The organism is Methanoculleus taiwanensis (genome assembly GCF_004102725.1).
Lineage (GTDB): Archaea > Halobacteriota > Methanomicrobia > Methanomicrobiales > Methanoculleaceae > Methanoculleus_A > Methanoculleus_A taiwanensis.
Genome location: NZ_LHQS01000002.1, coordinates 61,832 through 75,203 on the forward strand (window position 1 = coordinate 61,832; position 13,372 = coordinate 75,203).

Sequence of the window (13,372 nt, forward strand, 5' to 3'; positions counted from 1 at the left end):
TTTATTACGCTGTACCTTCAGGTCAGTGCGTGAAGCGTATGAACGGAGGCTATGGAGATCCTACAGGCGTTGCAGTACAGGAGCCGGAGGCGGCGGAAAACCGGCTCATCCGGGAGAAAAGCCCGTATCTGCTGCAGCATGCACACAATCCCGTCGACTGGTATCCGTGGGGTGAAGAGGCTTTTAGAAGAGCCCGGGAGGAGAATAAACCGATATTCCTCTCTATCGGCTACTCGACATGCCACTGGTGCCACGTCATGGCGCACGAGTCCTTTGAAGACTCCCAGGTAGCAAAACTCCTTAACGACGTCTTCGTCTGCATCAAGGTCGACCGGGAGGAGCGCCCCGACCTCGATCAGATCTATATGACCGCCGCACATCTGCTGGCAGGCAGAGGCGGCTGGCCGCTCACCATCCTGATGACTCCGGAGAGAAAGCCGTTCTTTGCTGCGACCTACATCCCGAAAGAGAGTCGGTACGGCATGACCGGTATGCTCGACCTGATCCCCCGCATCCATCGCGCCTGGATATCGCAGCAGAGCGACCTCGAAGAGGCCGGAAGCAGTGTTATCGAGGCTATAGAAAAGGTGGCGAGTACTTCGGGCGGGGAGGAACTCGGCATGGGAGTTCTCGACGAAGCCTACACAACCCTGCTCCGGAGTTTCGATGCGGATCACGGCGGTTTCGGGAGCGCCCCGAAGTTCCCGTCGCCGCAGAATCTGCTCTTCCTCCTGCGCTACGCAAATCGGACCGGGGCGGAGCCTGCCGCTGCCATGGTGGAAAAGACTCTCCGCGCCATGCAGCAGGGCGGCATATACGACCATATCGGGTTTGGCTTCCACCGCTATTCGATCGACGCGGAGTGGTTCGTACCGCACTTTGAGAAGATGCTCTACGACCAGGCGCTGCTCGTGATGGCCTATGTCGAGGCGTACCTGGCGTTCGGTGACGAAGCGTTCCGTCGGACGGCGGAGGAGACGATCACCTACGTCCTCCGGGATATCGCCGATCCGGCGGGCGGGTTTTACGCTGCCGAGGATGCGGACAGCGAGGGGGTCGAAGGGAAGTTTTACCTCTGGACCGTGGACGAAGTCCGCGAGGTGCTCGGGGAGGAGGATGCCGGGCGGTTTGTGCGGATATTCGATATGCGGCAGGCCGGGAACTTCTTTGGAGAGGCAACCGGGGAGAGGACGGGAACCAACATTCTCCATATGCGACGGCCGCTTCGGGCTTGGGCTGCCGAGTTCGGGATGACGGAGGATGACCTCTCCCGGTTCGTCGAGTCGGCACGCCGGAGGCTCTTTGAAGCCCGGAAGCAGCGTGTCCGTCCCGGGAAGGACGACAAGATCCTGACCGACTGGAACGGGCTGATGATCGCCGCACTCGCAAAGGCCGCACGGGCTTTCTCCTCCGGCGAGTATAGTGACGCCGCCGAGAAGGCTGCGACGTTTGTGCTCACCCACCTGCGTGGACCCGACGGCCGCCTCCTCCACCGGTACCGGGAAGGGGATGCCGGGATAACGGCAACGGCCGCCGACTACGCCTTTCTGATCTGGGGGCTCCGGGAACTCTACGAGACGACGTTCCGGGTGGACTATCTCACCGCCGCAGTCGAGCTCGCGGCCGATCTGGTCGCGCACTACCGGGACAGTGACCGGGACGGTTTCTATACGATGCCGGAGGATGCGGAGGATGTGCCGGTCAGGCAGAAAGAGGTCTACGACGGGGCGGTGCCGTCGGCAAACAGCGTCGCCATGCTCGACCTTCTCATCCTCGGGAGGATGACGGCCAATCTCGAGTTTGAGGAGATCGCCTGCCGCACCGGACGGGCATTCTCCGGTGTCGTCCGTTCGATGCCGGCGGCCCATACGTTCCTCCTGATCGGGCTCGAATTTGCGATAGGTTCGAACTACGAGGTGATCATTGCCGGCCGTCCCGGCGCCGGCGATACCGACGCGCTGATCCGGGCACTCCGGGGGAAGTTCATCCCGAATGCGGTCGTCCTCTTCCGGCCTGCCGGTGAGGAGTCGCCTGCCATCGCCTCGGTAGCCCCCTTCACGCAGGATAGCATTCCGCTCGACGACCGGGCGACGGCGTACGTCTGCACGAACTACGCCTGCGACATCCCGACGACCGATCCCGATGAGATGCTCTCGCTGCTCAGGGTGGAGGGGGAAGCGCCTCTGCCGCGAAGGTGACCACGCCCTCATCCCGGCATGAGGACAACGGTTATGACCTCTCACGGGTATGCCCGTCCGGTGGGGGGATCTGTGTGATAGACAACGGGGTTGCTATGGAGCGTGTCCGGATGACGGTGAACGCTCTCCGGAAGAACCCGGGTGAGGGGCTGCTGACGCTCTCCGGGGTTACTGACTGGAATGAAGGGGCGCATTCGACCGGGCTTTTCCGGAATTTCGTCATCGCCGCCGACGAAACCGAAGATGTCGGGGGGACGAATAGGGGGCCGAATCCGCCCGAACTCGTGCTTGCGGCGCTCGGCGCGTGCATCACGGTCGGGATCGCCTACAGCGCTGCCGAAGACGGGGTCGAGCTCCGTTCGATTGAGCTCGACGTTGAGGGAGATATCGATCTGAAAGGGTTCTTCAAGCGGGATCTGAACGCGGACGTCCGGCCGGGCTTCCAGGCCATCCGCGTGACCGTCTGGGTGGATGCCGATGCGCCGCCCGGGAAGGTTGCGGAGATTGTCAGGCGGGGAGGAGAGGAGCGTTCTCCGGTCACCGATATGCTGGTCAATCCGGTGCCGGTCACGGTGCGGCTTGAGCAGAAGGTGCCGGCGAAGCGGTGAGGTTTCAGAAGGTGGAGAGAGCTCTTTAGTCCCGGGTGAGGGAGTAGCCCGCTCCTTCCCAGCCGTACGTCCCGCCGAGCAGGTTGATGACGTCTTTGAATCCGTTCTTCTGGAGAATGCTCGCCCCGATGCTTCCCTTGTATCCGACATCGCAGTGCACGACGATCCGTTTATCCTTCGGGACTTCGTCGAGTTTATCCTCGAGGTGCCCGACGTAGATGTGGTGCGACCCGGGAATGGAGCCGTCTCTCTCCCGGTGGGTGACATCCCGCACGTCCAGGATGTAGATCGATGGGTCGTCCAGGTGGTCGTTGAGATCGTACGGCGACCAGGTGCCGTTTCTCTCGATCGGTTTTCCCTGCCGGAACCAGGCGGCAAACCCGGGTGCAAGGTAGCCGGTCAGATTGTCGTAGCCGAGCCGGATGAAGTGGCGGGTGACCTGATCGAGGTCGAGATTGAAGTCGTCGATGAGGATGATCGGGTCGTCGTAGTTCAGCAGGTAGCCCATGAACGCAGGGAGCCCTTCCCGCCAGATATTGATGCTTCCCGCGATGTGGCCGCCGGCAAAACTCGTCGGCGAGCGGATATCGACGATCTGCGTCGCCTGCTTCTGACCCTCGCCTATCTCCTGCGGTTTGAGCGCCGCAAGATGCGGGATGTTGTAGATAAGCGGCGGCCCCTGCAGGTTCAGTTCTTCCATCCTCCGAAAATACGGCGGCACGTAGAGTTGCTCCTGTTTTTTGTACTCCACAAACTCCGCTTTCGTCTTCTGGAGGAGCGGGGTGTGCTCTTTCTCATACCCGATGGTGGTGTACTCCCGGTCGCTGATATCGCCGCCGCAGACCGACCCTGCCCCGTGAGCCGGGCAGACGATCACATCGTCCCCGAGCGGGAGGATCTTCTCGTGGAGGCTGTCGTAGAGCATCCCCGACATCTCCTCCCGCAACTCCTCTCCGGCAAGGTCGGTTCGCCCCACGTCACCGGCAAAGAGTGCATCCCCGGTGAAGACCATGAACGGGTCGTCGGAGACGGAGGTGTCCGCAAGAACGAATGAGAGGCTCTCGGGCGTATGCCCCGGCGTCTCGAGCACCCTGAGCATGAGGGTGCCTATCGAGAAGGTGTCTCCTTCGGCAATAGCGTTCCCGTAGCCGAAACCCGCCTTCCTGCTATGGTGAATCAGCGCGCCGGTCGGGCGTGCGAGTTCCCGCGACCCGATAACGTAATCCTCGTTTCTATGCGTCTCGAAGATATGGGTGATCTCCATGCCCCTGCTCTCTGCGATATTCGTGTACACCCGACAGTCGCGCCGCGGATCGATGACCGCAGCCTCCCGCCCCGAGCCGATCATGTACGAGTTGTGGGCGAGGAGTTCTGATACCACCTTTTCAAATAACATAGACTCCACCTCATCCGGAACTGCTCCGATGTGCCGGGGGATGGTATATAGTTCTTCCGTACTGTCAGCGGGTCTGCTGGCGGGCGGCAGGCTCCCGCCACGTGCACTGCCCCTCGGAGGGCGGGTATACGTGGCCACCGTCGGGATTTTCGCCGCGGGCATCGAAGATGCTGCCGACGGCCTTGAACGCGTCCTCGAGCTCCGAGAAGTTCGGGATGTTGCAGCTCCGGAGGATACGAAGGCCGCTCCTCATGCTGTCGCCGCCGAGAACGCACCCAACGACCATCTTATTGGTATGGCGCGAAAACCGGACGATCTCGTTCGCGAGGTGCGTCGGATTCGTGAGCATCGTCGGGACGGCGATGACGAACGCGATATCCCAGAAGTCCTGGTGCCGGATCATGATATCGAAGACCGCCGCAAACCGGTCGACACCGGTATCCCCGAGGAGATCCATCGGGTTTGCGTGGTTCCAGCACTTGGGGAGGAACGAGTTGAGTTTGTCGCGGACTTCGTCCGGCAGGTCGACCATTGAAAGGCCGTACTTCTCGGCATAGTCCGAGGCGAGGACGCCGAACCCTCCGGCACTCGTGATCGCGATCGCCCGTTTCCCTTTCGGGTATCCCTCCGAGGCGAGGAGCTCTGCGAGCTGGAACGCTTCGCGGAGATCGCTTGCCGGGATCACTCCCGCCTGCCGAAACGCCGCCATGTAGACGTCGTGGCTGCCTGCAAGCGAGCCGGTATGCGAGGAAGCCGCCTGTTTCCCTTTCTGCGACGAGCCCGATTTGATGACGATGACCGGCTTTTTCCCCGCGACCTCTTTCATGATCTTCATGAACGAGCGGCCGTTTTTGATCTCTTCGATGTAGAGGGTTATTGCGTGGGTCACGGGATGGTTCTCCGCGAATTTGAGGTACTGCTCGAATCCGAGATCGGCCTGGTTGCCGACGCTGAAGACGGCTGAAAACCCGAGTTCCTCGGTCAGGCTCCAGTCGACGATAGTGGTGATGATCGCACCGCTCTGGGAGATGAAGGCGATGTGCCCGGGTTTTGGAGAGACCGGGTCGAAGGTCGCATTGATGCCCTGGTGGGGGAGCATGATCCCGAGGCAGTTCGGGCCGACGATCCTGATGCCGTAGGTGTCGGCGATACGGACGATCTCCTCCTCGAGTTTCCTTCCATCCTCGCTGGCCTCGCGGAAACCTGCTGTGACGATGACCGCAAGCCTGACGCCTTTCTTCCCGCACTCTTCCATGGTGGCGGGGACATACCGGGCGGGTACGGCGATGATGGCGCAGTCTACCGGGCCCGAGACGGCATCGAGTGAAGGGTAGACGTCCCGCCCGAAGAGTTCGGTGCGGTTCGGGTTGATGGGATACAGCTGTCCGGGGTATCCGAGGAGGTTTCTGAATACGGCGTACCCGACCTTTTTGGGGTTTGATGACGCTCCGATGACGGCGATGGACTGGGGGAAGAAGATCTCTTCAGGCACCTCGGCTATCGCCCGACCGCTTGTGGGCAGTGCAGCCTCGTTCATAATGATCCGGGCATCGACGACGCGGGCGCCCTTTTCATAGAGGATGACCGGGTTTAAATCGAACTCGTGCATTCCCGGACTGTCCGTGAAGATACGGGACATGCTGTCGATGATATCGACGAGCGCCTCTTCGTCTCTCGCCGTTTCGCCCCGGTAGCCCTGAATGAGGCGGTAGCCTTCGATCTCCCGGATCATCTCCCGTGCGTCGTCGCGGGAGATCGGCAGTACGCGGATCGAGACGTCGTGCAGGAGCTCGACGAGTTTGCCGCCGAGACCGAAGGTGATGATCTTCCCGAATGAAGGATCGGTCTTGCCGCCGATCAGCACCTCGAGGCCCGGCGGCATCTGTTTCTCGACGACGACGCCGGTTATCTCCGCTCCCGGTGCCCGGGAGGTGCTCTTCTCCATAATGTCGCGGAACGCCGCCTTTGCGTTCTCCGTCGTCTCGATACCGGTGATCACGCCTCCGACATCGCTTTTGTGAACGATCTGCGGAGAGATGACCTTCATGACGACCGGACGGCCGATGGACTCTGCGGCCTCTGCAGCATCTTCGGCGCTCGTCACAAGGCGGTGCGGCGGTACCGGAATACCGCGTTTATCCAGCAGGTCGTATCCTTCAGTTTCACTCAGCATTCTTTCCGGCATGGCTAATCCCCCTTAAGCATGGTTCTGCGGCGTTTCCACAGGGTCGACGGTTGCTTCCAGCAGAGCATTAACGATGCCACTAATAATAGTTTCCGGCTCCGAATGCGCGGGATTCTGGATGCGCTCACACCCCGGTTCAGGCGGCGGAGATCCGTTATGGCAGGATGACGGCCGTCTCAGTTCTCCCGATCCGCGGCCAGCCACCAGAATGCTCCGATGGAGAGAAACGAGACGATCCCCGAGAAGAGAAAGACGCATGCTACTCCGGCAATATCCATCACCGCCCCGCAGATGAGTGGGGCGGCGACCATACCCACGCTCATTGCCGTGTTGAAAGCCCCCATCGCCGATCCCTGGCCTATCTCCCTGCCGGCGACGGTGACGACCGCTGTTGCGGCCGGGACGGCGACCCCGCCGCCGAGGCCGACGATGGCCGAGGCGACCAGCAGAGCGGGAAAACCGGAGAGGTACGGGATGGCGATGAGGCTTGCCGAGACCATCGCCGTTCCGAGGACGATCAGCAAAACCCGTCCGTAACGGTCTGCCAGTGTGCCGAAAGCGCGCTGGAGAAGAGCCGTTGAGAGAATACTGACCGAGATCAGGATCCCGATCTCGCTTGCAGAGAGGTCGAGGAGTGTTGCGGCGATGAGGGGGAGAAAGACCATGAACGTCCCGTTGGCAAAAGCGTTCATGACCCGGAAGAGGAGCACCGGCCGCATCGCCCTGTTGAGGAACGTCCTGAAGAGCGGTGTCCTGATCCGGAACGTCCCGCATGACTCAGGGAGGAGGAGCAGGCAGATCAGAAGGGAGATCCCGGAGAAGAAGGACATAGCAAGGAATACGGCATTCATCCCGGCGAGATCCTGCAGGACACCACCGATGAGCGGGCCAAGCCCCATCCCGAGAAAGAGGGCTATCATGAACGTGCCCATGTACCGCCCCTCCTCCCCGTGGGGTGCGAAGTCGGCGATATACGCCATGGCTATCGGGATTACCATGGCTGAAGCGAATCCGTGGAGCACCCGGACGGCCGTCAGCAGGTAGACCGAGTCTGCGGCGATGTAGGCCAGGGAGAGGAGGGTATAGATGAGTAGACCGACGAGAATGAACGAGCGTCGTCCTCGCCGGTCGGAGAGGTTTCCAATGACCGGCATGAAGACGGCTCTCGATATGGCGAAACCGGAGAAGATGATCCCGATCCAGATGCCGCTCGCCCCCAGGCTCTCGGCGTAGAACGGCAGGAGCGGAACGATGATCCCGAGACCCAGCATGGCTGAGAAGACCGATATGAAGAGGACGTTGAAGACGCGTGATGCTTCTCTGATCTTCTCCGCTGACTCTGTCCCTACCCTCTCCTCCATCGTGCTGCTCCGGATACCGGCAGTACGCCGTACTGAGATCTATTGCATCTCCCGAAACTTTGTTTCTTTTGGGGATGCCGAAAATGAGCCGGGGTGAAAGACCGACCCGGATCGATGCACTCGCAGGCAGGGTGTCGGTGGGAGATCCTGAGAAGAGGTATTCCGTCATCTCGCTGGCGGAGCATGACGCCTGCTCACATTTTTTTATCTTCCGGCATCTCCTGCATCTCTTTCCCGAGGAAATAACTCACGACGGTTCTGATGGTGACGAGGGCACCGAGCACGGCCAGATCCTGAAACGTCGGTTCGAGGATGGTCTTGAGGACATCGGCGGCCACGAAGAACTCAAGGCCGATCAGGATCCGTGTGGTGAAGACCGCCCTGATGTCGTGGTAGCTCAGCCACTGTATACGGGCCTCTCGTTTCAGGATCTGGTAGATCGCAATGAACCCTCCGTAGATGATAAAGAGCGCACCGAAGATGCCGAGCACCGACTCAATGATCGCGATAGCCTGTTCGAGCACCATGGTTCCGGGGAGCCATACGGGGAGCGGAAGGATAAGGTTTGTGCATGGTTGCATATCCAGAGATCGGTCGGATCCGGCTGTGTATGTCACGGTACAAAGACCTAAATGATAGCGGGAGAAAAGTCCCGGGTGCTGCGGAAGAGCTCTCTTGGTGATCGTATGGAGAGGGATACTGAAGCGGACGGTATACTCGGTTCACCCGTCCGGCGGATGGCCGTCTATTCACTGGCACTCAATATCTCGCTGGTTTCCATCAAGTATCTGCTCTCGCTGGTCACGGGAAGTCTGGCGCTGCAGGCCGATGCGGTTCACTCACTCGTCGACGTCTTTGCGTCGATCGCCCTGATCCTTGGCCTCGTCATCTCGACGCGGAAGAGCCCCGAGTTCCCCTACGGCCTTTATAAAATTGAGAATGTCGTCTCGGTGATCATCGCACTGCTCCTCTTCCTGACTGCTTACGAGATCGTCCGGGAGGCGCTCTTCCGTGAAGGGGCGGCGGTAACATACGATCCGCTGGTACTTGCCGCAGTGGCGCTCCTGATTCCCGTGCCGTTCCTCTTCGGCCGGTACGAGATGCGTGTCGGCCGCCAGTACAACTCTCCGAGCCTCGTTGCCGACGGGAATCAGTTCACGGCAGACGTCCTCTCATCAGCGATCGTCTTTGTTGCCCTGGTGGGGAGTGCGTCCGGCCTCCCTCTCGACCGGGTTGCCGCCGTCATCGTCGCACTCTTCATTCTGCGGGCGGGATGGGGCATCCTTATCTCCGGGATGCGGGTGCTCCTCGATGCATCGGTAGACCAAACGACGCTCGAGGCAGTTTCGAGGATCATCCTCGCCGAACCGGCGGTCACCGATCTCCGGCGCATCACCGGCCGCAACTCGGGCAGATACGTCTTTGTCGAGGCGGATGTCGCCTTCAGGATCGGCGATCTCGAGCAGGCGCACCGGATCACCGAGCGGATCAAGGAAAAGATACGGGATGCCATACCCCGTGTCGACCGGGTCGTCCTGCACCTTGAACCGTCATCATCGACGCATATGCGGTATGCCGTGGCACTCGGGGACGGCGGGGGCACGATCAGCCCTCACTTCGGTGAGGCCCCTTCGTTTGCCGTCGTCGAGATCGACCGTTCGTCCGGGAAGATCGAGGAGATGCGGTTCATAGCGAATCCCTATACCGGGGTCGAGAAGGGAAAAGGAATGCAGACGGCACGACGGCTCCTTGCCGAGAAGCCCGACGTCGTCGTCACCCGGGAGAGCATGGAGGGAAAAGGGCCGGCATACCTTTTTGCCGAGGCGGGGGTTGAGGTCGTCCGGACGGATATCCCGCTGCTCAAGGATTTCCTGCAGTCTCTCAGGCCTGAAGAGGGGCCGCAGGTGGATGGTTCCGCCTCTGCGGCGGACCTTCCGCAGGCGTGACAACGGTTACCCGCCGGGGGGAACCTCCGCTTTCAGGTGACGCTGCGCTTTCTTCACAACGTCCCGTGAATTTTTAAAGGTGATTGTCCTGATCGCCCGCTCGAACGGCAGCCATTGGTAGCCGATATGCTCGTCCGAGAGGAGCACCTCCCGCTTTCGTGTCTCCATCAGGTAGTAGACGACCTCCTTGTAGACGGTGCTTCCCCGGCGCCGGAAGAAATAGTGGATCTCCTCGCGAAACTCCGGGATGAACCACGCATCGACGATTCCTGTCTCTTCTTCGAGTTCCCGGAGCACGGTCTCCGTCTCTCTCTCCCCCCGCTTCCCGTGCCCTTTGACGAGATCCCAGTGGCCGGCCTCGTACTGCAGGAGCAGGTACTCGATCTCCCGGTCTTTGCGGAAGACGACGGCACCACAGGACTTCTCTTTGGGCATACCGTGTATCTCCTACCGTGGCTCCGTGACTGTGAGTTCGTCCCGGATCGTCCGGAAATCCTCTTCGAGATCTGCCCTGTATGCGGGGTTGTAGAGGGCTGCCGCCGGGTGGAAGGTCGGGATGATCCGCACCTTCCGGCCGGCGAAGGTAACCGGAAAGACCTTTCCACGAATATCGGTGATCTTTTCAAACTCGATCGGCACCCGGGAGAGGATGTACCGGGTCGAGTGCCTCCCGAGTGTGACGATGATCTCGGGTTCGATCAGCCGGATCTGCTGATCGAGGTAGGGGGTGCAGATCTCGATCTCGCTCTCCCGCGGATCGCGGTTCTCGGGGGGGCGGTGTTTGACGATATTTGCGATGAATACGTCCGACCGGGTAAGCCCGATGCCGGCGAGGAGCCTCTCAAGGAGGGAGCCTGCACGACCGACGAACGGCCTGCCGGTGAGGTCTTCCTGCCTCCCCGGAGCCTCACCGATAAAGACCAGCTTCGCCGCAGGATTCCCTTCCCCCGGGACCGCGTTATGAGTATCCTTCCAGAGGGGGCATTTTCTGCATTCGCGTATCACTGAAGAGAGTTCGCCCATCTGCTCTCTCCGGTGTGTGCTCTCATCCATATGCTCTTCAATCACACTCATTCGCCAAACCATCTTATGTGTTGCGTTTCGGTTACCGACGATGCCATTCATCACCGATGGCGTCCAATCTGTCGGAAAGGAGAAGAGGGGTTGTGATCGGTATGCGCGTGAAGATCTGTGGGGTAATGACGGTAGAGGATGCGGAGTATATCGTATCTCTCGGGGCGGATGCAATCGGCATGATCGTCTGCAGCGACTCGCCCCGCGAGATCACGCTACAGCAGGCGGCAGAGATCATCGGCGCCGTTGGTTCCCGGACGAGGACGGTCTGCGTCACCCACACCACCTCCGCGGAAGACCTCGAACGCATCCTCGCTCTCCGCCCCGCGGCCGTGCAAATCTCGCACGATTTCCCGCTCCCCGATCCCCGGGACGTGGCGTTCATCCGGGTCCTGATGCCCACCGACCTGCCGCGGGGCGACTGCGATGCGGTGATTGTGGATGCGAGCCGCGGCACCGGACGGCTCTACGATCCCGCCTTTGCGCGGCGGATGGTCGAGGATTCGCCCGTCCCGGTCGTCCTGGCCGGCGGGCTTTCGCCGGAGAACGTCGCCCTCGCGATCGATACCGTCCGCCCGTATGCGGTGGACGTCTGCTCGGGGCTCGAGTCCGCTCCCGGGGTCAAAGACCGGGAGAAGATCCGCTCGTTCATGCGGGCGTGCCGGAGCAGGCCTCCGGGATAGGGTGGCGGTATCCGGTTTCGGCTTTCGCTGTCTTATCCGCGGAGCCCACATTAAATAGCAATGGCGTGGAATATGTATGGTATCGATCGCAGATGACTGCGATCCGTTCCCTGCCCGGAGAGAGGGTTGCCGTGAAGGAGCCCGAGCACGGCTGCACGGTGAGAAGGGAGATGGTGACCCCATGAATGACACGGACAATCTCTGTTTTGAGAGATCGAAGATAGATAAAATACAGGACCTGAGAGAACGCGGCGTTACGGTCTATCCGTATTCGTTCGACCGAAAGGACACGATAGAAGCGATCAAAGCCCGTTTCGACGATGCGACCCATGAAAAGAGCGAGGATGCGGTCTCCACGGCAGGCCGGATCTATATCATCCGCCATCACGGGAAGACGATCTTTGCGGATATCGGCGATGCGACCGGCAAGATCCAGCTCTACATCCGGAAGAACGATCTCGGCGAGGAGAAGTTCAATCTCTTCAAGGATTACTTCGACAACGGGGACATCATCGGGGTGACCGGCCACGTCTTCCGGACGAAGATGGGTGAACTGACTGTCTGGGTCGACGACATTGTGCTCCTTACAAAGTCGGTCTGCGCTCTCCCGGAGAAGTTCCACGGCCTCAAGAATGTCGAGACGCGATACCGGCAGCGGTATATCGACCTCATCATGAACGAAGAGAGCCGCGAGACGTTCAGGACGCGGAGCAGGATCATCTCCCGCCTCCGCACGTTCCTGCTGGATCGCGACTTTCTGGAGTTCGAGACACCGACGCTGCAGCCGATCTACGGCGGCGCGAACGCACGGCCGTTCACGACCTACCACAACTACCTCGAGCAGAAACTCTATCTCCGGATTGCGCCGGAACTCTACCTAAAGCGCCTCCTTGTCGGTGGATTCGACAAGGTCTTCGAGATCGCGAAGAACTTCCGGAACGAAGATATCGATACCAACCATAACCCCGAGTTCTCGATGGTCGAGATCTACGAGGCGTACCGGGACTATAATGATATGATGGATCTCACCGAGGCGATCTTCTCAGAGCTCGCCGGCGAGATCTGCGGCTCGACGGAGATTCTATTCGAGGAGACGCCCCTCTCCTTCGAGCGGCCGTGGAAGCGGATGAGCATGGACGAGGCGGTGCGGGAGTATGCGGGAATCTCCGTCCGGGATCTCTCTATCGACGAACTCAGGGAGTTTGGACGAAAGCATAACGTCGAGGGATACGAAGAGGCGACGACGTGGGGAGAGTTCCTCGTCCTCTTCTTCGAGCATTTCGCCGAAAAGCAGCTCATTCAGCCGACGTTTATCTACGATTTTCCCCTTGAGAACTCGCCGCTTGCAAAGAAGCACCGCGAGCACGAGGGGCTGACCGAGCGGTTCGAGCTCTTTATCTATGGTATGGAGATGGCGAACGGCTTTTCGGAGCTGAACGACCCGCTCGACCAGAAGGCACGGCTCGAGCTCCAGGACGCAAAGCGGCGCCGGGGCGACCTCGAGGCGCAGATGATCGATTACGACTTCATCAATGCGCTCGGCTACGGGATGCCGCCGACCGGGGGTGTCGGTATCGGCATCGACCGGCTGGTGATGCTGCTGACCAACAAAAACTCCATCAAGGAAGTTCTCCTCTTCCCGCAGATGAAGACACTTCAGCCGCGTGAAAAGGGAAACGAAAGTGAGATCGGGCAGGGTGACCTGCCCGTATGCGAGGATGAAGGGAAGACGGCGTGAGGAGATCCGGCCGGGTATGACGGTCGAGATTGTCCAGAAGTGCGATCAACGGACAGGGAAGCGAACCCGGGGTGTCGTTGCGGCGATCCTGACGAACTCGGCGGAGCATCCCCACGGTATCAAGGTGCGGCTGCAGGACGGGCGGGTCGGCAGGGTGCAGGATATTCTCCCGGCCGAATAGCG

12 protein-coding genes are annotated in these 13,372 nt (G+C 60.5%); 6 read left to right on the forward strand and 6 right to left on the reverse strand.

Annotated elements, in window-relative coordinates; translation table 11 throughout:
* Window positions 1-38: 38 nt before the first annotated feature.
* Window positions 39-2,198 carry a thioredoxin domain-containing protein gene (locus ABH15_RS05055; RefSeq protein WP_128694287.1) on the forward strand — a complete coding sequence of 720 codons (2,160 nt, stop codon included), beginning with the start codon at window positions 39-41 and terminating at the stop codon, window positions 2,196-2,198.
* Window positions 2,199-2,272: 74 nt separating this feature from the next.
* Window positions 2,273-2,806, forward strand: coding sequence for an OsmC family protein (locus ABH15_RS05060; RefSeq protein WP_241648020.1), 534 nt, complete (start codon window positions 2,273-2,275; stop codon window positions 2,804-2,806).
* A 25-nt stretch (window positions 2,807-2,831) separates the two neighbouring features.
* Here the strand turns inward: ABH15_RS05060 and ABH15_RS05065 are convergent, their stop codons facing one another.
* From ABH15_RS05065 to ABH15_RS05080, 4 genes are all read right to left on the reverse strand, one after another.
* A complete protein-coding gene (locus ABH15_RS05065) occupies window positions 2,832-4,202 on the reverse strand; it encodes an MBL fold metallo-hydrolase (RefSeq protein WP_128693303.1) in 1,371 nt (456 codons plus the stop codon).
* 64 nt (window positions 4,203-4,266) lie between these two features.
* Entirely contained in the window at window positions 4,267-6,375 is a 2,109-nt protein-coding gene (locus ABH15_RS05070) for an acetate--CoA ligase family protein (protein WP_338323520.1), read from the reverse strand.
* Between the two features lie 188 nt (window positions 6,376-6,563).
* Entirely contained in the window at window positions 6,564-7,748 is a 1,185-nt protein-coding gene (locus tag ABH15_RS05075) for an MFS transporter (RefSeq protein WP_128693305.1), read from the reverse strand.
* A gap of 194 nt (window positions 7,749-7,942) precedes the next feature.
* Window positions 7,943-8,275 (reverse strand): DUF1622 domain-containing protein, encoded by a 333-nt coding sequence (locus ABH15_RS05080; RefSeq protein WP_128693306.1) that lies wholly within the window; start codon window positions 8,273-8,275, stop codon window positions 7,943-7,945.
* Between the two features lie 159 nt (window positions 8,276-8,434).
* Here ABH15_RS05080 and ABH15_RS05085 point away from each other — a divergent pair, with 159 nt between their 5' ends.
* Window positions 8,435-9,694 carry a cation diffusion facilitator family transporter gene (locus tag ABH15_RS05085; protein ID WP_128693307.1) on the forward strand — a complete coding sequence of 420 codons (1,260 nt, stop codon included), beginning with the start codon at window positions 8,435-8,437 and terminating at the stop codon, window positions 9,692-9,694.
* A 6-nt stretch (window positions 9,695-9,700) separates the two neighbouring features.
* Here ABH15_RS05085 and ABH15_RS05090 read toward each other — a convergent pair whose 3' ends face one another.
* Together ABH15_RS05090 and udg are read right to left on the reverse strand one after the other, a co-directional pair.
* Window positions 9,701-10,129 carry a bis(5'-nucleosyl)-tetraphosphatase gene (locus ABH15_RS05090; RefSeq protein ID WP_128693308.1) on the reverse strand — a complete coding sequence of 143 codons (429 nt, stop codon included), beginning with the start codon at window positions 10,127-10,129 and terminating at the stop codon, window positions 9,701-9,703.
* A gap of 12 nt (window positions 10,130-10,141) precedes the next feature.
* Window positions 10,142-10,768: a type-4 uracil-DNA glycosylase gene (gene udg / locus ABH15_RS05095; protein ID WP_241648021.1), complete on the reverse strand. Its 627-nt coding sequence runs from the start codon at window positions 10,766-10,768 to the stop codon at window positions 10,142-10,144.
* Between the two features lie 101 nt (window positions 10,769-10,869).
* On the opposite strand from udg, the gene ABH15_RS05100 reads away from it, so the two are divergent.
* The 3 genes from ABH15_RS05100 (at window position 10,870) to ABH15_RS05110 (ending at window position 13,370) form a co-directional block, all read left to right on the forward strand.
* Window positions 10,870-11,451 carry a phosphoribosylanthranilate isomerase gene (locus ABH15_RS05100; protein ID WP_128694290.1) on the forward strand — a complete coding sequence of 194 codons (582 nt, stop codon included), beginning with the start codon at window positions 10,870-10,872 and terminating at the stop codon, window positions 11,449-11,451.
* Between the two features lie 181 nt (window positions 11,452-11,632).
* Window positions 11,633-13,189 (forward strand): lysine--tRNA ligase, encoded by a 1,557-nt coding sequence (lysS, locus tag ABH15_RS05105; RefSeq protein WP_128693309.1) that lies wholly within the window; start codon window positions 11,633-11,635, stop codon window positions 13,187-13,189.
* Window positions 13,190-13,205: 16 nt separating this feature from the next.
* Window positions 13,206-13,370, forward strand: a complete 165-nt coding sequence (locus ABH15_RS05110; RefSeq protein ID WP_241648022.1) for a YwbE family protein — start codon at window positions 13,206-13,208, stop codon at window positions 13,368-13,370.
* Window positions 13,371-13,372 lie beyond the last annotated feature (2 nt).

What these genes read in the sequence shown, in the direction of transcription:
- ABH15_RS05055 (WP_128694287.1), top strand. Translation starts at nt 39, where the DNA reads ATGAACGGAGGCTATGGAGATCCTACAGGCGTTGCAGTACAGGAGCCG.
- ABH15_RS05065 (WP_128693303.1), bottom strand. Translation starts at nt 4,202, where the DNA reads ATGTTATTTGAAAAGGTGGTATCAGAACTCCTCGCCCACAACTCGTAC.
- ABH15_RS05070 (WP_338323520.1), bottom strand. Translation starts at nt 6,375, where the DNA reads ATGCTGAGTGAAACTGAAGGATACGACCTGCTGGATAAACGCGGTATT.
- ABH15_RS05075 (WP_128693305.1), bottom strand. Translation starts at nt 7,748, where the DNA reads ATGGAGGAGAGGGTAGGGACAGAGTCAGCGGAGAAGATCAGAGAAGCA.
- ABH15_RS05080 (WP_128693306.1), bottom strand. Translation starts at nt 8,275, where the DNA reads ATGGTGCTCGAACAGGCTATCGCGATCATTGAGTCGGTGCTCGGCATC.
- ABH15_RS05085 (WP_128693307.1), top strand. Translation starts at nt 8,435, where the DNA reads ATGGAGAGGGATACTGAAGCGGACGGTATACTCGGTTCACCCGTCCGG.
- ABH15_RS05090 (WP_128693308.1), bottom strand. Translation starts at nt 10,129, where the DNA reads ATGCCCAAAGAGAAGTCCTGTGGTGCCGTCGTCTTCCGCAAAGACCGG.
- udg (WP_241648021.1), bottom strand. Translation starts at nt 10,768, where the DNA reads ATGAGTGTGATTGAAGAGCATATGGATGAGAGCACACACCGGAGAGAG.
- ABH15_RS05100 (WP_128694290.1), top strand. Translation starts at nt 10,870, where the DNA reads ATGCGCGTGAAGATCTGTGGGGTAATGACGGTAGAGGATGCGGAGTAT.
- lysS (WP_128693309.1), top strand. Translation starts at nt 11,633, where the DNA reads ATGAATGACACGGACAATCTCTGTTTTGAGAGATCGAAGATAGATAAA.
- ABH15_RS05110 (WP_241648022.1), top strand. Translation starts at nt 13,206, where the DNA reads ATGACGGTCGAGATTGTCCAGAAGTGCGATCAACGGACAGGGAAGCGA.